The organism is Microbacterium ureisolvens, from assembly GCF_015278315.1.
GTDB classification, from domain to species: domain Bacteria; phylum Actinomycetota; class Actinomycetes; order Actinomycetales; family Microbacteriaceae; genus Microbacterium; species Microbacterium ureisolvens.
Map to the genome: position 1 here is coordinate 522,305 of NZ_JADIJE010000002.1, position 21,368 is coordinate 543,672.

Annotated in this window: 22 protein-coding genes; 9 read left to right on the top strand and 13 right to left on the bottom strand. The window is 72.2% G+C overall.

Translation table 11 applies throughout. The features are described from left to right. Positions 1 to 2 precede the first annotated feature (2 nt). Positions 3 to 1,073, bottom strand: coding sequence for a C45 family autoproteolytic acyltransferase/hydrolase (locus tag IM767_RS04675; RefSeq protein WP_109211966.1), 1,071 nt, complete (start codon positions 1,071 to 1,073; stop codon positions 3 to 5). A gap of 70 nt (positions 1,074 to 1,143) precedes the next feature. After that, positions 1,144 to 2,160 (bottom strand): GlxA family transcriptional regulator, encoded by a 1,017-nt coding sequence (locus IM767_RS04680; protein WP_109211967.1) that lies wholly within the window; start codon positions 2,158 to 2,160, stop codon positions 1,144 to 1,146. Between the two features lie 127 nt (positions 2,161 to 2,287). Between IM767_RS04680 and IM767_RS04685 the strand changes: the two genes are divergently transcribed. Continuing rightward, positions 2,288 to 3,355 carry a class I SAM-dependent methyltransferase gene (locus IM767_RS04685; RefSeq protein ID WP_109211968.1) on the top strand — a complete coding sequence of 356 codons (1,068 nt, stop codon included), beginning with the start codon at positions 2,288 to 2,290 and terminating at the stop codon, positions 3,353 to 3,355. 116 nt (positions 3,356 to 3,471) lie between these two features. Here the strand turns inward: IM767_RS04685 and IM767_RS04690 are convergent, their stop codons facing one another. Together IM767_RS04690 and IM767_RS04695 are read right to left on the bottom strand one after the other, a co-directional pair. Beyond that, positions 3,472 to 5,193: an amidase gene (locus tag IM767_RS04690; protein WP_109211969.1), complete on the bottom strand. Its 1,722-nt coding sequence runs from the start codon at positions 5,191 to 5,193 to the stop codon at positions 3,472 to 3,474. 109 nt (positions 5,194 to 5,302) lie between these two features. Next, positions 5,303 to 6,340 (bottom strand): agmatine deiminase family protein, encoded by a 1,038-nt coding sequence (locus tag IM767_RS04695; RefSeq protein ID WP_109211970.1) that lies wholly within the window; start codon positions 6,338 to 6,340, stop codon positions 5,303 to 5,305. Positions 6,341 to 6,414: 74 nt separating this feature from the next. On the opposite strand from IM767_RS04695, the gene IM767_RS04700 reads away from it, so the two are divergent. The 5 genes from IM767_RS04700 to IM767_RS04720 all read left to right on the top strand — a co-directional run bounded on the left by IM767_RS04700 (position 6,415) and on the right by IM767_RS04720 (position 9,875). Next, positions 6,415 to 7,044: a TetR/AcrR family transcriptional regulator gene (locus tag IM767_RS04700; RefSeq protein ID WP_109211992.1), complete on the top strand. Its 630-nt coding sequence runs from the start codon at positions 6,415 to 6,417 to the stop codon at positions 7,042 to 7,044. Further along, positions 7,041 to 7,976, top strand: coding sequence for a phosphotransferase (locus IM767_RS04705; RefSeq protein WP_109211971.1), 936 nt, complete (start codon positions 7,041 to 7,043; stop codon positions 7,974 to 7,976). Before IM767_RS04700 ends, IM767_RS04705 begins: the two co-directional genes overlap by 4 nt. A gap of 5 nt (positions 7,977 to 7,981) precedes the next feature. Further along, on the top strand, positions 7,982 to 8,671 hold the full coding sequence (locus IM767_RS20975; protein ID WP_162564397.1) for a M23 family metallopeptidase: 690 nt from the start codon (positions 7,982 to 7,984) through the stop codon (positions 8,669 to 8,671). 94 nt (positions 8,672 to 8,765) lie between these two features. After that, on the top strand, positions 8,766 to 8,993 hold the full coding sequence (locus IM767_RS04715) for a hypothetical protein (protein WP_109211972.1): 228 nt from the start codon (positions 8,766 to 8,768) through the stop codon (positions 8,991 to 8,993). 48 nt (positions 8,994 to 9,041) lie between these two features. Continuing rightward, on the top strand, positions 9,042 to 9,875 hold the full coding sequence (locus tag IM767_RS04720; RefSeq protein ID WP_109211973.1) for an aldo/keto reductase: 834 nt from the start codon (positions 9,042 to 9,044) through the stop codon (positions 9,873 to 9,875). Positions 9,876 to 9,923: 48 nt separating this feature from the next. On the opposite strand, the gene IM767_RS04725 is transcribed toward IM767_RS04720, so the two are convergent. Continuing rightward, entirely contained in the window at positions 9,924 to 10,670 is a 747-nt protein-coding gene (locus tag IM767_RS04725; protein WP_194398805.1) for an SDR family oxidoreductase, read from the bottom strand. Between the two features lie 186 nt (positions 10,671 to 10,856). Continuing rightward, the gene (locus tag IM767_RS04730) at positions 10,857 to 11,600 is read right to left on the bottom strand and encodes an SDR family oxidoreductase (protein WP_109211974.1); all 744 of its coding nucleotides are present in this window, start codon (positions 11,598 to 11,600) and stop codon (positions 10,857 to 10,859) included. Positions 11,601 to 11,728: 128 nt separating this feature from the next. On the opposite strand from IM767_RS04730, the gene sigJ reads away from it, so the two are divergent. Next, on the top strand, positions 11,729 to 12,610 hold the full coding sequence (gene sigJ, locus IM767_RS04735) for an RNA polymerase sigma factor SigJ (protein ID WP_109211975.1): 882 nt from the start codon (positions 11,729 to 11,731) through the stop codon (positions 12,608 to 12,610). A 47-nt stretch (positions 12,611 to 12,657) separates the two neighbouring features. Further along, the gene (locus IM767_RS04740; protein WP_109211976.1) at positions 12,658 to 14,805 is read left to right on the top strand and encodes a S9 family peptidase; all 2,148 of its coding nucleotides are present in this window, start codon (positions 12,658 to 12,660) and stop codon (positions 14,803 to 14,805) included. Between the two features lie 148 nt (positions 14,806 to 14,953). Here IM767_RS04740 and IM767_RS04745 read toward each other — a convergent pair whose 3' ends face one another. From IM767_RS04745 to IM767_RS04775, 7 genes are all read right to left on the bottom strand, one after another. Then, positions 14,954 to 15,739 carry a siderophore-interacting protein gene (locus IM767_RS04745; RefSeq protein WP_109211977.1) on the bottom strand — a complete coding sequence of 262 codons (786 nt, stop codon included), beginning with the start codon at positions 15,737 to 15,739 and terminating at the stop codon, positions 14,954 to 14,956. Positions 15,740 to 15,765: 26 nt separating this feature from the next. Continuing rightward, positions 15,766 to 16,518 (bottom strand): iron ABC transporter ATP-binding protein, encoded by a 753-nt coding sequence (locus IM767_RS04750; RefSeq protein WP_109211978.1) that lies wholly within the window; start codon positions 16,516 to 16,518, stop codon positions 15,766 to 15,768. Then, the gene (locus IM767_RS04755; RefSeq protein WP_109211995.1) at positions 16,518 to 17,510 is read right to left on the bottom strand and encodes an iron chelate uptake ABC transporter family permease subunit; all 993 of its coding nucleotides are present in this window, start codon (positions 17,508 to 17,510) and stop codon (positions 16,518 to 16,520) included. Before IM767_RS04755 ends, IM767_RS04750 begins: the two co-directional genes overlap by 1 nt. Next, a complete protein-coding gene (locus IM767_RS04760; RefSeq protein WP_109211979.1) occupies positions 17,507 to 18,478 on the bottom strand; it encodes an ABC transporter permease in 972 nt (323 codons plus the stop codon). The genes IM767_RS04755 and IM767_RS04760 overlap by 4 nt, the downstream gene beginning before the upstream one ends. A gap of 64 nt (positions 18,479 to 18,542) precedes the next feature. Continuing rightward, positions 18,543 to 19,577: a siderophore ABC transporter substrate-binding protein gene (locus IM767_RS04765; protein WP_109211980.1), complete on the bottom strand. Its 1,035-nt coding sequence runs from the start codon at positions 19,575 to 19,577 to the stop codon at positions 18,543 to 18,545. Positions 19,578 to 19,835: 258 nt separating this feature from the next. Further along, positions 19,836 to 20,021, bottom strand: coding sequence for a DUF1918 domain-containing protein (locus IM767_RS04770; protein ID WP_109211981.1), 186 nt, complete (start codon positions 20,019 to 20,021; stop codon positions 19,836 to 19,838). 79 nt (positions 20,022 to 20,100) lie between these two features. Then, a complete protein-coding gene (locus tag IM767_RS04775; RefSeq protein ID WP_109211982.1) occupies positions 20,101 to 20,325 on the bottom strand; it encodes a hypothetical protein in 225 nt (74 codons plus the stop codon). A gap of 76 nt (positions 20,326 to 20,401) precedes the next feature. On the opposite strand from IM767_RS04775, the gene IM767_RS04780 reads away from it, so the two are divergent. Further along, the gene (locus IM767_RS04780) at positions 20,402 to 21,319 is read left to right on the top strand and encodes an aldo/keto reductase (protein ID WP_109211983.1); all 918 of its coding nucleotides are present in this window, start codon (positions 20,402 to 20,404) and stop codon (positions 21,317 to 21,319) included. Positions 21,320 to 21,368: the final 49 nt, after the last annotated feature.

Sequence of the window (21,368 nt, forward strand, 5' to 3'; positions counted from 1 at the left end):
GATCAAAAGCGGGTGAGTCCCGCGGCCGCAGCCTGATCCGGCCGGCCGAGGAACACCTCGAGACCGAAGCCGGCGGTGTCGACGCTGACCGTCAGCAGTGTCGTCCACTGGTCCACCCGCGGCAGCGCGAGGTCGGGGGTGAGGCAGATCGCCGCGTCGGCGCCCAGCCCGCCGCACGCGGCGCGGGCGCGATCGGCGGGTGCCAGGCCCCCGAGGTCCTCCCTGACCGCGTCGAGGTGCGCGAGGCGCTCGAGCGTCGTCGAGTCGGCGGGCATCGTGTCGCCGAGAGCCAGCTCGGGGTCGAGGAAGTGATTGGTGTGGAACAGCCACCCGTCGGCGGCGGGCTCCACGACTCCCAGTCCCACGGGCGAGAGCTCGAGCGACGCGGCGCGCGAGCCCGCCGCGGAGTTCTCGAACACGGTGAGCACCGTCGAGGCGCTCACCGCCGCGCTCGCCGCGATCCGGTGGGCGTCCGCGATCGAGCGGGCCTCGTCGAGTATGCGCCGGGCGACGGCGTGCACGGGCACCCCGCCCGCGTCGGAGTCGGAGGCGTGCGACAGGATGTTGAAGTGGAGGCCGAGCCCGGCGCTGTTGACGCCGATCTTGCCCGGGGTGCCGAACTCCGTGAACATCTTCACCCGCAGTCCCGAGCTCGACGTATGCGCGAGCAGCAGGCCCTCGGGCACGAGGAAGTCGTGCCAGTCCCAGGTCTGCATCGTCTCGGCCGGCCCGTGGCCCACGCGGACGGCTGTCGAGCACTCGCCCTCGGTGCCGGGCGGAGCTGCGGCGAGGATCTCGGTGCGCGCACCGACCGCGGCGATCCGCCACCGCTCGACCCCGGCAGCCTCGGCGATGGCGTCGGCCTCCGCCGCGATCTCCGGCGCCCAGCCGGCCAGGGCGCTGCGACTGCGCTCTGCGATGCCGCGCGCACGGTCGCGGGCGATGCCAAGGTCGGCGAAGTGATCGAGGTAGAGGGCGGCGGTATGCGCGAACTGCGGCGCGAACGCCTCACCCAGCTCGCGGCCGCGGGCGACGGGGTCGGTCTGGGCGGATGTGGCCGTGCGAAGCTGCATCGCTCTTTCCTCGGATCGGAAGGACTTCCAGCACGTTAGCGCGCCGGGGGAGGTGCACTGCCGCGGATCTTCAGCGGATGGTCGCCTGGATCGCCGGCACCCGGTAGCGCTTGCGGTACGCGCCGGGCGGCAGTCCGGTGACCCGTTTGAACAGCCGGCGGAAGAAGGCCGGGTCCTCGTAGCCGACATGCCACCCGACGGCCTCGACCGACTCCTCGGTCTGCTCGAGGCGCCGCTTGGCCTCCTCGACACGGAGCCGCTGCACGTACGTGAGGGGACTCACCCCGGTCGCCTCGGTGAAGCGCCGCTTGAAGGTGCGCTCGGCGAGCCCGGAGCGCACCACCAGCTGCTCCACGGGCGCGGCGACGGAGTAGTGGGTGCGGAGCCAGTCCTGCGCGTCGGCGATCACGGCGTCGCCGTGATCGGTGCGGCCTTCGAACACCATGTAAGGCGCGAGGCCGTCCTGGTGCCACTGCAGGGCGAACATGCGGGCGGTCTCCTGGGCGAGCGCGGCGCCGGCGAACCTTCCGGTGAGGTACAGGACGAGGTCGTGCCACGTCGTCGATGCGCCCGAGGTCACCAGTTCGTCCCGCGCTCCGGTGACCAGGAGCGCCCGCTCGGGGTGCACCCGAACGTCGGGGTGCGCCCGCCGCAGCTGCGTCGCGTAGTCGTAGTGCACCGTCACGTCGCGGTCGTCGAAGCGGCCCGTCTCGGCGAGGAGGAAGATGCCCGAGCATGCCGAGCACAGGAGCGCGCCCTGCTCGTGCATGCGCGACGCCCAGTCCACGAGTTCGGGATAGCGTCCGGTCTGCCAACCGTCGGCGCCGAGCACGATCGACGGCACGATCACGATGTCGGTCTTCTCGATGTCGCCCACGGCCCGCGACACCGGCACCGGGACGCCGCTCACCCCCATGAGCGGCCCTTCGTCCGCGCCGACGATGCGCGCACGGAACGGCGCGGGCGCTGCGGGATCGCCGATGCCCATGAGGGCGAACGAGTTGAGGACGTCGAGCACCCCGAACATCGTCGCCACCCCCGTGTCGGGCAGCGCCACGACGCTGACATCGAGCGTGCGTGCGGTCATGTCGCCTCCTGGCTCCACATCGTGGCACGAATGGCCCGAACGAGGGTCGGGATGCCACTGAACGCCGGGACGCGGCATCCCGAGCATGGAAGCACAACGTCGATCGGACAACGAAAGGACCGACACCATGACGACGACCACCGTCGATGAGACCGCGCTGAACGCCTTCGTGCTGCGCGCTGTGGACCACCTCGGCGCCGGCTACCTCGGGGTGATGGTGAGCCTGGGAGCGCGCCTGGGGCTCTACCGGGCACTCGCCGAGGCGGGGCCGCTCACCTCGCAGCAGCTGGCCGATCGCACCGACTGCGCCGAGCGCTACGTGCGCGACTGGGCGTCCTCGCAGGCCGCCGCCGGATACGTCGCGTACGACGCCGAGGCGGGCACATTCGCGCTCACTCCCGAGCAGGCGCTGGTGCTGGCGGACGAGGACAGCCCCGTGTATCTGCCGCCCGCGTGGAACACGCCCGCGGCGATGTGGAGCGACGAGGCTCGGGCGCTGCACGCGTTCCGCACCGGCGAGGGCATCGCGTGGGGCGACCACGACCCGCGTCTCGCGCACGGCACCGCGGCCTTCTACCGCAACGGCTACCGGGCGAGCCTCGTTTCGCAATGGCTTCCGGCGCTGGACGGAGTGGTGGCGGCGCTGGAGCGGGGCATCGCCGTCGCCGACGTCGGTGTGGGGCACGGCCACACGACCGTGCTGATGGCGCAGGCATTCCCGAACTCGCGGTTCCACGGCTTCGACACCCACGCGCCCTCGATCGCCGAGGCGCGCCGCAATGCCCGCGAGGGCGGCGTCGACGACCGCGCGGTGTTCGAGCAGGTGAGTGCGAAGGACTACGCCGCCGCCGGCTTCGGCCTGATCTGCTTCTTCGACGCCCTGCACGACATGGGCGACCCGGTCGGCGTGCTGCGGCACGCGGCCGCGGCGCTCACGCCCGACGGCACGGTGCTGCTGGTCGAGCCGAACGCGGCCGACCGCCTCGAAGACAACCTCCACATCGTCGGCCAGACGTACTACGCCGCGTCGAGCATGATCTGCACCGCCCATTCCATCGCGGACGGCGGCGAACTGGTGCTGGGTGCGCAGGCGGGTCCGGCACGGCTCACCGAGGTGCTGAATCAGGCCGGCTTCTCGCGCGTGCGCGTCGTCGCCGAGACCCCGTTCAACCTCATCCTCGAGGCCAAGCGCTGACCCACGACGTACGACTCCTCTTCAGACGCACGCGGCGGCGATCCCGGACGGGGTCGCCGCCGCGCTGAGGCGTTCGCGCCCGACTGCGCGGTGACGGATGCCGGGGGCCGAAGCGGTCAGCCGAGCTCGGGCGTGCGCGGGGGAGCGGTGCGCCGCGGCCGCAGCGCCTCGAAGGCGGCGGCCCACGCCAGCAGGTCGGCGTCACTGTACGCGCGCCCCGCGATGGTCAGGCCCACCGGCATCCTGATGTCGCCCATCGTGCCCATCGGCACGGTCACGGTCGGAATGCCGAGGTGGCGGATCGCGAGGTTGCCGTTGGCCACCCACACGCCGTTGCGCCAGCCGAGCTCGGCGGAAGCCTCGTTCACGTCCATGTCGGCGGGGCCGACGTCGGCCACCGCGGGGAAGAGCACGGCGTCGAGGCCGAGGCCCGACATCCAGTCCTCCAGGTCGACGCGCCGGGTCTCCTCGAGGCCGCGCACCCCGTCCTCGATCTCGGGGATGTCGGTGAAGGCGGCGTACGGGTGCTCGCGCACCTGCGCCGGGTAGGTGGCGATGTCGTCGTCGAAGCCTGTGTACCGATCGGGCAGCGCCCCCTCGGGATGCGGGAAGATCGCGGCGCCGTCGACGTCGTCGAGGCGGTCGAGTGCGGGATCGCCGTTCGCGCGCAGGAAGTCGTCCCACGCCCACGCCGAGAGGTCCACGATCTCGCGCTGGAGGAACTCCTCCGTCACGAGCCCGCGGCTCTTGATCGTCGGCGCCCCGGGGCGGTCGCCTTCGTAGTTCGTCACCACCGGGAAGTCGACCTCGACGACCTCGGCGCCCGCCGCTTCGAGGTCGCGGCGGGCGGTCTCCCAGAGCGCGAGCACCGAGGTGCGGGTCTCGACCCGCGTGCCGGTCGGGCCGCCGATGCCGCCTTGCGGATCGGTACCCGCGTCCGGATCGGCATCGACGTACATCCGCGGCACGCCGAACCGGCGACCCGCCAGCGTCGCGCGGGCGCCGCCGGCGTCGACCGCGCCCAGCGCCGGGTAGGAGGCGGGACGGACGGCCGAGGCATCCGGGATCTCGATCCAGGGCTGCGCCCGCCAGAAGTCGCCGCGCGTCTCCGGATCGTCGGCGACCATCACGTCGAGGATCTCGAGCAGGTCGGCCATCGTGCGCGTGTGCGGCACGACGACGTCCATCGTCGGCACGAGCGGCCAGTTGCCGCGCACGGAGATGACGCCGCGCGAGGGCGTGTAGGCGCACAGGCCGTTGTTCGACGCGGGGGCGCGCCCGCTCGACCAGGTCTCCTCGCCCAGGCCGAACGCCGCGAACGACGCGGCGGTCGCGGTGCCCGAGCCGTTCGACGACCCCGAGCCGAAGGCCGACGTGAGGAAGTCGGCGTTGTAGGGACTCTCGGCCCGGCCGTAGACGCCGCGCTGCATGCCGCCGTTGGCCATCGGCGGCATGTTGGTGAGGCCGAGGAGGATGCAGCCGGCCCCCCGCAGCCGCTCGATCGAGAACGCGTCGCGCTGCGCGACGAGGTCGGCGAAGGCGGGCGACCCCGCCGCGACGGTCAGGCCCCTCGCCATGAACGAGTCCTTCGCGGTGTAGGGGATGCCGTCGAGAGGACCGAGCGTGCGCCCTTCGGCGCGACGGAGATCGGATGCCGCAGCCTCCGCCCGCGCGTCGGGATTGCGCACGACCACCGCGTTGAGGGCGGTGGCGGTGCCGGCGGCGTCGTACGCGTCGATGCGGGCGAGATAGGCGTCCACGAGCTCGACCGCGGTGACCTCACCCGACTCGAGGGCGTCGCGGAGCTCGGCGATCGTCTTCTCCACGACGGGGAACATCACGCCGCCTCCTCTCGGACACAGCGTCGGAGGTTCTCGGCGACACGCCGGGTCGCGGCATCCGTCATCCGGCGCGTCGCGCAGGACTTCCGACGCTGTGCTGTCGCGCTCATGCCCCCGCCACCTTCGGCTGCTGCTGGGTGATGCAGTGGATACCGCCGCCGCCGGCGAAGATCTGGCGCGCGTCGACCGTGACGGCGCGGCGTCCGGGGTAGGCGGCCTCGAGGATCTCGCGCGCCTGGGCGTCGGCGCGCTCCTCGCCGAAGCCGCACGCGATGATCCCGCCGTTCACGACGAGGTGGTTGACGTAGCTGTAGTCGACGAACCCCTCGTGGTCACGCAGCGTCTCGGGCGCGGGGAGGTCGATGATGTCGAAGGCGCGGCCCGCGGCATCCGTCTGCTCCGCCAGGAACGCGCGCAGCGCGCGCGACACCTCGTGGTCGGGGTGGTCGGGGTCGCGCTGGTCGTGCAGCAGCAGCCGTCCCGGCGCCGGGATGGTGGCCACGATGTCGACGTGGCCGTTGGTGCCGAACTCGTCGTAGTCGCGGGTGAGGCCACGCGGCAGCCACACGACCTTCGTCGCGCCGATCGTGCGGTGCAGCTCGGCCTCGACGCGGCTCTTGTCGGCGAACCGGTTGCGGCGCGGGTCGAGCTGCACGGTCTCGGTGACGAGCACCGTGCCTTCGCCGTCGACGTGGATGCCGCCGCCCTCGTTCACGAGGAGGGAGCTGACGACGTCGGCGCCCACCAGCCCGGCGGTGAAGCGCGCGTGCTCGGCGGACTTCTCCCACGATGCCCACTCGGGCGCGCCCCATCCGTTGAAGACCCAGTCGACCGCGCCGAGCACTCCCGGGCGATCGTCGTCGACGACGAACGTCGGCCCATGGTCGCGGAACCAGAACTCGTCGACCGGAGTCTCGACGACCTCGATGCCGGAGCCGAGTCGCCGCCGCGCTCCCTCGGCGCGGGCCGGGTCGACGAGCATCGTGACCGGCTCGAACTCCGCCACGGCGTGGGCGACGGCGGTCCACGCCGCGTAGAAGCGCTCCTGCTCGGCCGGGTCGTCACCGAGGGTGGGCCCCTCGTTCGGGAACGCCATCCACGTGCGCTCGTGCGGGTCGCCCTCGTGCGGCATCCTCCAGGCCATCGTCGCCCCTTCATCCAGTGGAATCCGTAATTGATCTAGCGATCAATAGAGAAGCTACCTATGCTGGCGTGAACATGTCAAGCACAACCGCACGGCCACGCACCCGCAAGGCTCCCGCCGAGCGCGCCGCAGAGATCGTCGCCGCGGCGACTGCGATCGCGCGCGAGCATGGGCTCAGCGCGCTCACGCTCCGCGCGGTCGCCGAGCGTGCGGGCGTCGCGTCGGGACTCGTGGCGCACTACCAGCCGTCGATGGACGACCTCGTGGCGCGGGTGTACACCGACCTCGTGGAGGAGGAGGTGCGAGACGTGGAGCGGGTCGTGGCGGCCGCGGCCGATCCTGCCGCACAGCTCGGGGCGCTCATCGAGACGCTCATGGACGGCGCGCGCGACGAGCTGACGGTGGTGTGGGTCGAGGGCTGGGCCATGGCCCGCCGCAGCGAGGCGCTGGCGGTCGCCGTGCGCGGGCAGATGCAGCGCTGGCAGGCGCTCGTGGAGGGCATTGTGACGGACGGATGCCGCGCCGGCGCGTTCTCGACGGCAGAACCCGGCGATGTGGCCTGGGAGCTCATCGGCATGATCGACGGCCTGAACGCGCAGTCACTCGCGCGCGGCACCGACACGACGCGCTTCGCCCTGCGCACCGCCCGTGCTGCCGAGGCGCTCGTCGGCGCGCAGCCGGGATCGGTTCCGGTCGGCGCATGAATCGGCTGCAGTGGTCGGAGATCCCGGCGCCGGTGCGCGCGGGCATCGAGGATGTGCTCGGCGGCCCGGTCGTCGAGGCCAGGTCGCAGTCCGGCGGGTACTCGCCGGGTTCGGCCGACCGCGTCGTGACCGCCGCCGGCCGCCGCGCCTTCGTCAAGGCCGCGGGGTTGTCGGTCAACGCCGAGACGCCAGGCATCCACCGCTCGGAGGCCGCCATCACTGTGGCTCTTCCCGACGGCGTCCCCGCCCCCGCGCTCCTCGGGTTCGTCGAGCACGAGGACTGGGTCGCCCTTGTTCTCGAAGACGTGGAGGCGCGGCATCCGTCCACCCCCTGGGATCCCGACGAACTGCACGCGGTGCTCGATGCCCTCCAGGTGATGGCGTCGGTTCCGCTGCCGCCCGACGTTCCCGTCGTCGAGCTGCCCGACGCGCTCGCCGGGCACGCCGACCGCTGGGCTCGCGTCGACCCCTCGGCGCTGCCGGCGCTCCCGGGCGGGCTGGAGGCGTGGGTGCGGACGCACCATGACGAGCTGAGGGATGCCGCGGCGCGGTCGGTCGACGACGTCCGAGGCGACAGGCTGGTGCACCTGGACACCCGGGCCGACAACATCCTGCTGCGCGACGACGGCTCCGTGGTCTTCGTCGACTGGCCGTGGGGAGCGCGGGGTGCCTCGTGGTTCGACGCGCTCACGCTGCTCGTGAACGTGCGCTACTACGACGGCGACGCGGAGCTCGACGGGCTGCTGGCGCGGCATCCGGTGTTCCGCGGAATGCCCGCCGACGCCGCCACCCGCGTGCTGGCGCTGTTCGCCGGCATGTTCCTCGAGGCATCCCTCCGTCCCGACCCGCCCCGCATGCCCACCCTTCGCGCGTTCCAGCGCGACCAGGCCGTCGTGACGCTGGACTGGATCCGCGAGCGCTGGGAGGGTTGACTCCCGTGGGAGAGCTCGCTGATCCGGTGATCGTGGAGTTCCCGCTGCGCGGCGAGGGCTGGATGGCCGTGACCACGCCGGCGGCCCGCATCCCGAGCCACGGGGTCGACATCCTCGGTCAGCGGTACGCCTTCGACTTCGTCAGGGTCGACGATCGTCCGGGTGTGCATGTGCACCCCGCATCGACGTTCACGACCGCGACGGTGGGCGGCCGCACCGACGGGTGCTACGCCTGGAACGCGCAGATCCACGCGCCGTTCGCCGGCGAGGTGGTCGGCGCCTCCGACGGGATGACCGAGCGGCGCTGGATCAATCCGTTCCGCGAGGCGGGCCGGATGATCTGGAACGGGCTCACGTTCCGCCCGGGCAAGATCCCGGCGATCCTGGGCAATCACGTGATCCTGCGGGCGGGCGACCTGTATGCCGGGTTCGCGCACCTGCGGCCGGGCACGGTGCGCGTGCGCGTCGGCGATCGGGTCGCCGCGGGTGAGGTCATCGGCCGGGTCGGCCACACCGGCAACTCCACGTCGCCTCACCTGCATTTCCAGCTGATGGACTCCGCCGACCTCATGGCGGCGCGCGGCATCGCCTGCGCGTTCACGGCCTACGACGTGCGGCAGGACGACGGATCGTGGACCCGCGTGGAGCGCGGCATCCCGGGCTCCCGCGAGCGGCTGCGCTCGGTCCCCGCCTGAGCGCAGAGGCGATACCGCCTCGCCGCCGGGCTCGCAAGCCCCCTGCGCCGGGCCGCGCCCGCTCCTACGTTCGAGGCATCGAAAGGAGAGCGCCATGTCCAACACGAACCCGCTCATCCCACCCCTCGGCGACGACGACGACGTCGACCGGAACCTCGACGACGGTGTCGACTCCGCCGCCGACGACGGTGACGGCCTGCTGGGCCTCGGTGACGACGACCGGCCGCTCGACCCGGATCTCGACGACGACCAGACCGACAGCGCCGCGGCCGACGAACGTGCGGCCACCGAAGGGACGCTCGACGCCGACGACCGCCCCTGATCCCCGGGCCCCGCGCCCGGGAGCGGCGATCCACGCCAGGATGGAGCCATGAGCGCGATCCCCACCGTGAATCTGAACGACGACGCCTGGTTCCCCGAGCTCGGCCTGGGCACCTACAACCTGCGGGGCGAGGAGGGGATCGCGGCCATGGTCGCCGCGATCGAGTCCGGCTACTGCCTCCTCGACACCGCGGTCAACTACGAGAACGAGCGCGAGGTCGGCGAGGCGGTGCGCCGCAGCGGCGTCGCACGCGATCAGCTCCTCGTCGCGTCCAAGATCCCGGGCCGCCACCACGGCCGCCAGGAGGCCGTCGACAGCGTCAAGGGCTCCCTCGACGCGCTCGGCCTCGACCGCATCGACCTGCACCTGATCCACTGGCCGAACCCCAGCGTCGGCCGGTACGTCGACACCTGGCGCGGGCTCATCGATGCCCGCACGCAGGGCCTCGTCCGGTCGATCGGCGTCTCGAACTTCACCGAGGAGATGCTGACGGAGCTCATCGAGGAGACAGGCGTCGTGCCGGCGGTCAATCAGGTCGAGCTGCACCCGTACTTCCCGCAGGAGGAGCTTCGTGCCTTCCACGCGACCCACGGGATCCGCACCGAGAGCTGGAGCCCGCTCGCCCGGCGCAGCGAGCTGCTCACCGAGCAGATCCTGCACGAGCTGTCGACGGTCTACGAGGTCACGCCCACGCAGATCGTGCTGCGCTGGCACACCCAGCTGGGAAGCACTCCGATCCCGAAGTCGGCCGATCCCGATCGTCAGCGCGAGAACGCCGACGTCTTCGGCTTCACCCTCACCGACGAGCAGCTCGCCGCGATCAGCGCCCTCGAGCGCGGGCGCCTGTGGGACGGCGATCCCCGCACCCACGAGGAGATGTAGCGGACGGATGCCGCGACCGGCCGCGGTGCGCCGGGTCGCGGCATCCGTCTACGCGTCGGGAAGCGCGTCCAGCCACTCATCGAAGGTCTGCGTGCCGCGGAGCGCGTCGGCGCCCGGCAGGAGCGCCCCCGAGCGGAACGCACGCCCGAGCGCGCCCGGAGTGTTGACGACCGGGACCGGTGCGCGATGCCCGATGGCGTGCGCGTAACGGCGCACCATGTCGGCGAGGCTCTCCTCGCGCGGGCCGCCGAGCTCGGCGGCCCGGCCGGCGGGAACCTGCTCGGCGAGGTCGACGAGGTGCGCGGCGACCTCCCGCACGGCCACCGGCTGCACCCGCCCAGCGGGAGCGACGTGGGCGCCCGCGTGCGTGCGATGGAACATCATGGCCGCGAACTCGTGGAACTGCGTGGTCCGCAGGATCGTCCAGGGCACGTCGCCGTCGGCGACGAGGCGCTCCTGCACGAGCTTGCCCGCGTAGTAGCCGTCAGGTGCGGCCTCGGCTCCGACGATGGTGAGCACGAGATGATGCGGCACGCCGGCCGCGCGCTCTGCCGAGAGCAGGCTCTTCGTCGCCCCCGCGAAGAACATCACCGAGACGTCCGGCTTCGCGGTGGTGACGTTCGTCACATCGACGACGGCGTCCACGCCCTCGAGCGCGCCGGCCAGTCCCGCGCCGCTGAGCAGCTCCACTCCGGTGCGCCGTGAGAGCACGACCGCTTCGTGACCGCGCTCGCGTGCGATCGCGGTGACGTGGACGCCGGTCATGCCGGTGCCCCCGGCGATGGCGAGTCTCACGGTCCTCCTCGGTGCCTCGCGGCGACGTGGCCAGCGTAGCCGCACACAAGATCGCCGGCGGGGGCCGTGCGTCCCGAGCGGCCCGGGCACGATCGAGGGAGAGTGCGCACCCGAGCCGCTCACGGAGGCGATGAAGGACCGCCCCCGATGGGGAGGAGGCCGGCCACGCCACTCAGATACGCGGGATCAGCGCTGTCGGCCGAGCCACTGCGCGAAGGTCTCCGTGCCGAGCACCGCACCGGGGGCCGGAAGCGCGAAGCCGGCGCGCATGCCCTTCATCTGCGCGCCCGGAAGGCTGACGGAGGGCACCCAGCCCCGGTGCCCCGTACGACGGGCGTAGGCCTTCACCATCTCGTCGAGCCGCTCCTCGCGCGGACCCGCGAGGTCGGCGGCGCGTCCCTGCGGCGGGCGTGCGGCGAGGCCCGCGAGATGCGCCCCCACCTCGCGCGCGGCGATGGGCTGCACCCGCGCCCGCGGCGCGACATGCAGCGGCCCGACCTTCGCGCGCTCGAACAGCTGACCCGCGAACTCGTGGAACTGCGTCGCGCGCAGGATCGTCCAGGGCACGGCGGACCCCTGGAGGACGCGCTCCTGTGCGAGCTTGCCGGCGTAGTAGTCGTGCGGCATCCGGTCGATCCCCACGATCGACAGCAGCACCACGTGGCGCGCGCCCGCGCGCTCCGCCGCCGCGACCAGATTGCCGGTCGCGGTCTCGAAGAAGCGCGTGGCCGCGTCGGCCGACAACGTCGACACGTTCGCCGTGTCGACGACCGCATCCGCCCCCGCGAGCGCGGCGTCGAGCCCGGCGCCGGTGGTGAGATCGACCCCTGCGCCGCGGCTGAGCACGACGGCGTCGTGCCCCTCCGCGCGCAGCGATTCCACGACGTGGTGTCCGACGACGCCCGTTCCTCCGGCGACCGCGATCCTCATGACATGACTCCTCTCGTCCCGCCCGCTGCGGGGTGCTTCGAAGATCCGACGACGCAGCGCGCGAGAATGTGAGCGCAAGCCCCCGGACGCGCCGGCTGAGAGGCCGGCCAAGCGAGAAGGAGCAACGGATGCCGCCGATCGACGAGGTCGAGAGCGAGCGACGCTCGCTGCTCGGTCTCTGCTACCGCATGCTCGGCACGGTCGCCGACGCCGAGGACGCCGTGCAGGAGACGTACGTGCGGTGGTACCGCCTGCCCGAGGCCGAGCGGGCCGCCATTCGCAACCCCGGGGCGTGGCTCACGAGGGTGGCGGGTCGCGTGTGCCTCGACATGCTGGGGTCGGCGCGTGCGCGGCGCGAGCGGTACGTCGGCGAGTGGCTGCCCGAGCCGGTGCCCGGTGACTCGCCGCTCGCGGCCACGGTGTCTGTCGATCCGATCGACCGCGTGACGCTCGACGACTCCGTGTCGATGGCGCTGCTGGTGATGCTGGAGTCGCTCACGCCCGCCGAACGCGTCGCGTTCGTCCTCCACGACGTGTTCGCGGTGCCCTTCGGCGAGATCGCCGAGGCCGTGGGGCGCAGTCCCGAGGCGGTGCGCCAGTTGGCCTCGCAGGCGCGGCGCCGGGTGCGCGAGCACCGCGCGGGCACCGCGACGCGCGAGCAGCACGACGCCGTCGCCCGCGCGTTCGCTTCGGCGGCGTCGACGGGCGACTTCGACGCGCTCGTATCGGTGCTCGACCCCGACGTCGTGCTCCGCTCCGACGGCGGCGGACGCGTCTCGGCGGCGCGGCGCCCGGTGCTCGGCGCCGACCGCGTGGCGCGGTTCCTCCTCGGACTGCCCCGGCTGGAGCCGGGTGCCGTGCTCGCACCCATCCAGACGCCGGACGGCGTGGGCTTCCTGGCCATGGTCGACGGCCGGACGATCGCCGTCTTCTCGCTGCGCGTGAGCGGCGGCGCGATCACCGACGTCTACGTGATGCGCAACCCCGACAAGCTGACCCAATGGGCCTGAGAACAGGACGTTCGGCGGTGTGAGAGCGTTCGGTTAGCGTGGAGCGCATGGCGACGCCCTCCGACTCCACCCCGTTCGACTCGCTCACCGACTACATCGCGCTTCCCCGAGTGGAGGCCCTGGCCCTCTCGCCCGACGGCACGACCGCCGTGCTCACGGTGGCGGCCCTCAAGAAGGACGGCACCGGCTACGAGCGGGCGCTGTGGGCGGTGCCCGCCGCGGGGGGCGGCACGCCGCGCCGGCTGACCCGCTCGGCCAAGGGCGAGGCGGGCGCGGCGTTCACGGGAAGCGGCGACATCCTCTTCGTCTCCGCCCGCCCCGACGCCGAGGCCGACGCCGACGACGAGTCCGGCCAGCTGTGGCTGCTTCCCGCCGCGGGCGGCGAGGCGCGGCCGATCACCCGGCTCGCCGGCGGCGTCGACGGGATCACCGCCACCGCCGACGCCTCCGACCGCATCGTGATCGCCGCCTCACTCCTTCCCGGCGCCGACTCGCTCGAGGGCGAGGCGGCGCTGCGCGCCAAGCGCAAGGAGAAGAAGGTCTCGGCGATCCTGCACGACACCTACCCCGTGCGCTACTGGGACCACGACCTCGGTCCCGCGCAGCCGCATCTCTTCGCCCTCGACCTCGACGACCTCGAGGACTCGATCGCCGCGGTCGTCGCCGAGGCCGCGGCCGCGCGCGAGGAGGCCGCGGAGGCGCTCACCGCTGCCGCGGACGCCGAGCCCCCGGCATCCGTCGCCGACGAGAAGCCCTATCCCGTCACCCTTCCGCGCCCGCGCGACCTCACCCCGAAGCCGGGCCGCGCCGCCGACCACGCCGCGGGTGCGCTCACGCCCGACGGGGCGACGCTGGTGGTGTCGCTGGAGGAGCGCGAGCAGCGCGCCAGCCGCCGCGTCATCGTCGCGATCGACACCGTGACGGGGGAGCGCACCACTCTCTTCGACGAGGTCGACGTCGACTACGAGATGCCCGCCGTCAGCCACGACGGTGCGCGCGTCGCCTATCTCCGCACCGTCAAGAGCAGCCCGGCGGCGCCGACCGACTACGAGGTGTGGATCGCGGACATCGACGGCTCCGAGCCGCGACGCATCGCGGCGGACTGGGACCGCTGGGCCTCGTCGCTGTCGTTCGCCGCCGACGACACCGCGCTGATCGCGACGGCCGACGACGACGGGCGGGGCCCGGTGTTCCGCCTGCCTCTGGACGGCGGTGCGGTCGAGCGCCTCACCGACGACGACTTCGCGTACGCCAACGTGCTGGTCGATCGCGCGTCAGGAGACCTCGTCGCGCTGCGCTCGTCATGGATCGTGCCGCCGCACCCCGTCCGCATCGGCCGAGACGGAAGCGTCACGCCGCTCGCGACGCCCGCCGCGACGCCGGCCGCGCCGGGCACGATCACCGAGGTGCAGGCGACCGCCGAAGACGGCGCGCGCGTGCGCGGCTGGCTGCTGCTGCCCGACGGCGCCTCGGCGGACGCCCCCGCTCCGCTGCTGCTGTGGATCCACGGCGGTCCTCTCAACAGCTGGAACGCGTGGAGCTGGCGCTGGGCGCCGCTGCTCGCGGTCGCGCGCGGCTACGCCGTGCTGCTTCCCGACCCCGCCCTGTCGACCGGCTACGGCCTGGACTTCATCGCGCGGGGCTGGAACAGCTGGGGCGGCAAGCCGTACACCGACCTGCTCGCGATCACCGACGAAGTCGAGGCGCGTGAGGACATCGACCAGACCCGCACCGCGGCGATGGGCGGCTCGTTCGGCGGCTACATGGCCAACTGGGTCGCGGGTCACACCGACCGGTTCCAGGCGATCGTGACCCACGCGAGCCTGTGGGCCCTCGATCAGTTCGCCGGCACGACCGACAGCTCCGAGTACTGGCAGCGCATCTTCACGCCCGAAGCCATGCTCGAGCACTCGCCGCACCAGTTCGTCGCCGACATCCGCACGCCGCTGCTGGTCATCCACGGCGACAAGGACTACCGCGTGCCGATCGGGGAAGGGCTGCGGCTGTGGTCGGAGCTCGCCGAGCACCACGCCGACGAGGAGGGACGGATGCCGCATCGCTTCCTGTACTTCCCCGACGAGAACCACTGGGTGCTCAAGCCCCAGCACGCGGTGGTCTGGTACGAGACGGTGTTCGCGTTCCTGGCCGAGCACGTGCGCGGCGAGGAGTTCCAGCGGCCCGAGCTGCTCGGGTAGTCCCGGGGCGTTTCGTCCCGGTCGCCGGCGCTCGCCCGGAACCACCGGCGGTCCCGTTTCGTCTCACTCGCTGGCGCTCGCTCGCTCAACGACCGGTGGTCCCGTTTCGTCTCGCTCGCGAGCGAAGCGAGACGAAACGCGGGCGGACTCAGTGGGGCGCGTGGTACTCGGTCTCGCCGCGCTTCCAGTACCCCTTGACGATGATCTGATCGGCGTCGAGGCTCCACCGGTCGAGGAGGAGCGCCCGGCCCGGCTTCACGATCGACTGCTCCGCCGCGACGAACGCGAAGACCGACCCGTCCGGTCGATCCTGCGCGTCGTGGGCGTCCAGGCGCGTCGCGAGCGCGGACCCCGCCGGCGCGTCGCCGCGGTGCACCTGCTCGACCACGACACCCGCCGGCGCGTCGATCGCGAGCTCGTGCGCGGCATCCGTCACCTCCACGAGGATGCGGCCGACGGCGTCCGGGTCCATCGCCTGGGCGAAGCGCCGCATCGCCGGCACGGCCGTCTCGTCTCCCGCCAGCAGCCAGGCGTCGGGACGCCCCGTGAGCACCTTCGAGCCGCGCGGACCGCCGACCCCCGCGAGCCCGCCGAGTGGCGCGGTCGCCGCCCACGCCGCAGCGACGCCGGCCGTGCCCGCGGACGGGTCGCCGTGGATCGCGAACTCGAGGTCGAGCCAGTCCTCGCCCCATGCGAGCGGGGTGTACTCGCGGCTGGGTGCGGCGCGGAGCTCTTCGACGGTCTGCGGGTCGCCGTCGGGGAAGAAGATGCGGATGTGGTCGTCAGCGCCCAGCGACGTGAAGCCGGCGAGTTCGGGGCCCTGCAGCCGCACGCGCACGTACGAGCGCGTCAGCCACTCGCGCGCGACGAGCGTCGCGCGACGGAAGCGCAGCTCGAGGCCGGTCGGCTCCAGCGTGAAGGTCGTGGAAGTCATGGGTTCTCCTTGGTGGTTCTGTTCGGTCATTCCCACAGCACGATCGGTCGGCCGTCGATCGCGGCCACGCGCGCGGGGGTGTCGTAGAGGGCGGCGAGCCGCTCGGAGGTGACGACCTCGCTCACCGGACCATGGTGCACGACGCGGCCGTCGCGCATCGCGACGATGTCGTCGGCGTACTGCGCGGCGACGTTGATGTCGTGCAGCACGACGACCACCGTCATCCGTCGCTCGTCGGCCAGGCGGCGCACCAGCTTCATGAGCGAGACGCCGTGACGGGGGTCGAGATTGTTGAGCGGCTCGTCGAGCAGCAGGTGGTCGGTGTCCTGCGCGAGTGCCATGGCCACGAACGCGCGCTGGCGCTGACCTCCCGACAGCTCGTCGAGGAAGCGGTCGCGCACGGCGTCGAGGTCGAGCAGCTCGATCGCCCGGTCGACGTGCTCGCGGTCGTCGCGGCTGCGGCCCGACCCGCCGTGGGGGAACCGCCCGTAAGCGACGAGGTCAGAGACGCTCAGCCTGATCGCGAGGTGGTTGTCCTGGCGCAAGATCGCGAGGCGCCGCGCCAGATCGCGGGTCTTCGTCGTCGCGACGTCGAGGCCGTCGACCGAGATCCGGCCTCCGTCGGTGCCTGTCAGGCGGCCGATCGCGGCGAGCAGCGTCGACTTGCCGGCACCGTTCGGCCCGATGATGGCCGTGACGCCGGGACGGATGCGGACCGACACGTCGTCGACGGCGACGAGCGCCCCGTGACGCTTGACGACGGATTCGGTGAGGATCATCAGCGGGCCCTTCCCGTGAGAACGAGGACGATGAAGAACAGCCCGCCGACGAACTCGATGACGATCGGCAGCTCGGTGCCGAAGCCGAGCACCCGGGCGAGGATCAGCTGCCCGCCGACGAGGGCGACCACGCCGATGCTGATCGCGGCGGGGATGCTGTGCAGATGCCGGTGACCCACGGCGCCGTAGGCGAGGTTGGCGACGATGAGCCCGAAGAACGTCACCGGGCCGACGAGGGCGGTGGATGCCGCCACCATCGCGGCGATGACCACCACGACGTGCATCACCACACGGCGGTGGTCGACGCCGAGCGAGATCGCGGTGCCCTCGCCGAGCGAGAGCACGTCGAGCTCTCGGCGCACCGGCCACAGTGAGACGAGCGCGACGGCGACGAGGATACCGGTCGGCACGAGCAGTTCACGGTCGACCGCGGTGAAGCTCGCGAAGGTGAGGTTCTGGAGGATTGCGAAGGTGTCGGGATCCAGCAGCCGCTGCAGGAATCCCGTGACGGAGCGGAACAGCACACCGAGTACGAGACCGGCGAGCACGATCACGTGGAGGTCGAGCCGGCGCCGCAGGAACAGCCACCAGTACAGCAGCACGACCGAGCCCGCCATCAGCACGAGCTCCACGAGCCACGAGGCGAGCGGCGGAGCCGACACCAGCAGCGCCGGGCCGATCGCGAACGCCACCAGCGTCTGGATGGCGAGGAACACCGCGTCGAAGCCCATGATCCCCGGCGTCAGGATGCGGTTGGCGGTGATCGTCTGGAAGAGCACCGTCGCCGCACCGACCGCCGCGGCGGCGATCACCATGCCGGCGACGGTCCGCCAGCGGAGGCCGAGCGCGTACTCCCATTTGCCGGGGAGGTCGGTGAAGAGGAAGAGCACCACGATCGCGACCGCCAGTCCGGTCAGCGCGATCAGCGCGCCGCTCGGGTGACGCAGCATGCGCGTGGCGCGGCGTGCGCCGTCGAGGAAGGTCGTCGTCATCGCGCCACCGCCCGTCCGGCGGGTGCGCGCCGCGGCCGGGGGGTCGCGGCGGCGGAAGGGCGGGCGGTCCCCAGGAGCAGCCACAGGAACACGACGCCGCCGAGCACGCCCATGACGATCGAGATCGGCAGCTCGAACGGGAACCGCACGACCCGCCCGATGATGTCGCACAGGAGCACGATCGCCGCGCCGAGCAGTGCGACCAGGGGAACCGCCCGGCGCATGTTGTCGCCGATCAGCCGGCTGACGATGTTCGGCGCGATGAGCCCGAGGAACGGCAGGGTGCCGGTCACGACCATGAGGATGCCGGTCACCACCGCGATGATCGTCACACCGATGCCCATCACCGCGCGGGTGTCCAGACCGAGGCCGCGGGCGGCGTCGTCGCCCAGCCCGGCCACGGTGAAGCGATCGGCCGCGATCCACGCGATGAGCGCGGCCGCAGCCGCGAGGTAGAGGATCTCGTAGCGGCCGCGGAGGATGCCCGAGAAGTCGCCGACGCTCCAGCTGAGGAGCTCCTGAAGCAGCTCGCTGCGGTAGGCGATGAACATCGTCACGGCGCCGATGACACCGCCGTACAGGATGCCGACGATGGGCACGAGCACGCTCGAGCGCGACGGGATCCGGCGGGCGAGGGCGAGGAAGCCGAAGACCCCGACGAGCGCGCCGACCGCGGCGAACAGCGCCTTGGCCCAGAGGGGCAACCCGGGAACGGACATGAGGACGGCCAGAAGCGCCAGGCTCGCGGCATCCGTCGCCCCCGTCGTTCCGGGCTCGACGAACCGGTTGCGCACGAGCAGCTGCATGATCAGGCCGGTGATCGCGAAGGCGGCACCGGCGAGGATGAGCGCGATCGTGCGCGGGATGCGGCTCGCGAACAGGATGAAGGCATCGAGTTCGGCGACGCCGATGAACAGCGAGATCGTCGCGAGGGCGGCCACGACGGCCACCCCCGCGACGATCCACATGGTGGGGGAGAGGCGGGTCAGGACTCGGCGCTCCCCACGGAAAGGTCGTGCGTCATGCGGCGGCTCAGGCGGCGACGGCCTCGTGCACCGAGGTGAGCACGTTCTCGATGGCGGTGAGGCCGTTGATCACGATGTAGAGCTCGCTCGCGGGCAGGTACACGATGTGGTCCTCCGCAGCCGCCGTCGTCTGCGCGACCAGCTCGTTGTCGAGCGTCTCCTCGGCGCTCGAGCCCTCGCCGGTCGCAGCTCCGCGGTCGAACGCGAAGATCCAGTCGGGGTTCGCCGTGAGGATGAACTCGTTCGTGACGGTGTCGCCGTGCGGCGAGCCCTCGGCGCCCGGCAGGTCGGCGGCGGCGACGGCGGGCGTCCAGCCGAGCTCGTCGAAGACGTAGCCGAAGCGCGAGCCCTCGCCGAAGGCTCCGTACTCGCCGCCCGACACCGACAGCACGAGGGCGGTGCCCTCGGCCTCGGACTCGATGGTCTGAACAAGCTCCTCGATGTCGGCGGTGAGCTCCGCGACCTCGTCCTCCTTGCCGAAGATCTCGCCCAGCTGCGCCGCGCGGTCGAGGCCGGCGCTGGGATCGAACGTGCCGGCGTAGGCGCCCGTGAGGTCGATCGTGGTCGCGATCTCGGAGAGCTCGTCGAACTGGCCCGTGCTGCGCGCGGCGGTCACGATGAGCTCGGGCTCGAGTTCGGCGACGGCCTCGAAGTCGGGCTCGAACAGTGTTCCGACCTTCGGAAGGTCGGCGTACTCCGACAGGTAGTCGGGCAGCACGATGTCGGGGATCCCCACGACCGCGTCACCTGCGCCGATGGCGTGCAGCGTGTCGAGCGTGGCGATGTCGAAGGTGACGACGGATGCCGGGTCGGCCGGCACCTCGACCGAATCGCGGGCGACCTCGGTGTCTTCCTGGTACGAGGACTCGCCGTCCTCCTCGACGAGCACCAGAGTCGGCTTGGCGTTCTCGACGACGACGGTCGAGGTCTCGGCGGCCTCGGCCGAGTCCTCCGACGCAGCCGACGAGGAGCATGCGGTGAGGGCGAGAGCGGTGACGCTCAGAGCAGCGGCGGGCAGGAGCAGGCGCGTTCTCATGTGCATGAGGGTTAGGTTAGCCTAACCATAGAATCGGCGCGGCCTGATAGGGTGTCGCGCGCGGGGGAGAGCGCACCTCGACCGGCGGCGCGGCGGAACCGCAGGGGCGGGAGGCTTGCGCCGGGACATGTCGGTCTGCCTCGGGCCGGGGCACGCCGGTCCCGCTCGGACCGTGGCGCCCCGGTGTCCGCCTCGCGCCGGTGCACGCCGGTCTCCGCGCGCGGCGGAGCCGGGTCCGCCGCGGAGCCGCGCCCGCGTCAGAGATCAGGAAGCGTGGCGGACTTCGCAGTCGCTTCCCGGCGACAGGATGGCTTCGTGCCCGTCGTCGTAGCGGACGACCAGCAGTGGGTTCTCCGCGCTGCCGCGCACCTCGATGACCTCGCCGGCGCGCTCGGTCGCCCCGACGACGCGCCCGTGGATGATCACGCGATCGCCGACGTTCGCATGCATGCGGACCACCTCCTGCGGCTCACCATACGACGGGAGCGCCCCGAGGGGTAGTGCCGAATCGAGGTGCGGTGGGGTGGGGCTACAGCTGCGCGCCGTCGTCGTCCCGGTTCTCGAGGCCGACGTTGCGGCCGCGCCACGACTCGTACGCCATGAGCCATCCGATCGAGACGGCGGCGGCGAGCACGATCCCCAGCAGCACGTTGCCCCAGATGAGCCCGAAGACGATGCCGAGCGTGAACATGAGAGCGGTGCCCAGGGCCCAGCCCGAGTGCCCGCGCGTCCAGCCCTTCCGTGTCGAGGTCATGCCGAAAGCCTAGGGCCGCCCTCGCCCCCCGTGGCAGTCGGTAGGTTGGAGAGCGACCGCCTACGGAACGGACACCATGACCCTCAACGTCAGCCCGCTCACCCTCGGCACCTCCGGCCTCGGCCGTGACACGATCCCCGGTTCGCCGGAGGAGGACGCCGCCGTCGCCTTCGCCCAGCAGCTCTTCGCGAGCACGCACGCCTTCGTCGACACGTCGAACAACTACTCCGCGGGGCGGTCCGAGGCGGTGCTGGGCCTCGCGATCGCGCGTGCGGGAGAGGATGCCGCGACCCGCGTCATCTCGAAGGTCGACTGCGACCCCGAGACAGGCGCGTTCGACCGGGACCGGGTGCTCCGCTCGTTCGAGGAGACGACCGCTCGGCTGGGCGTCGACCGGCTGCCGCTGCTGCATCTCCACGATCCGTACACGGTCACCTTCGATGAGGCGATGGCCGCCGGCGGCGCCGTGGAGGGCCTCATCGAGCTGCGGGAGTCGGGCCGGGTGGATGCCATCGGCGTGGCCGCCGGCCCGGCGCCGATGATGTCGCGCTACGTCGGCACCGGCGTCTTCGATGCGGTGCTGGTGCACAACCGGTTCACGGTCGTCGACAGCTCGGCGGCGCCGGTCTTCGAGGCCGCACGCGAGCGTGGAATGACCGTGTTCAACGCCGCGCCGTTCGGCGCCGGGATCCTCGCCACCGGCACGCGTGAGGGTGCGATGTACGGCTACCGCCCCGCCACGCCCGAGCTTCAGGAATGGGTCTCGCGTCTCGAGCGCGTCTGCGCTTCCTTCGGGGTGGCGCTGCCCGCGGTCGCGCTGCACTACTCGCTCCGCTCGCCGCTGGTCGACTCGACCATCGTCGGCATCTCGTCAGCGAAGCGCCTGGCGCAGCTCGACGAGCTCGCGGCGACGCCGATCCCCGACGACCTCTGGGCTGAGCTCGACGGGCTCGGACCCGCCCCCTCGCCCGTGGACGACAGCGAGTACGCCTGACCGGGCGGTCGCAGGTGTGACCGGATCCGGATCACCGGGCCCGGCTGCG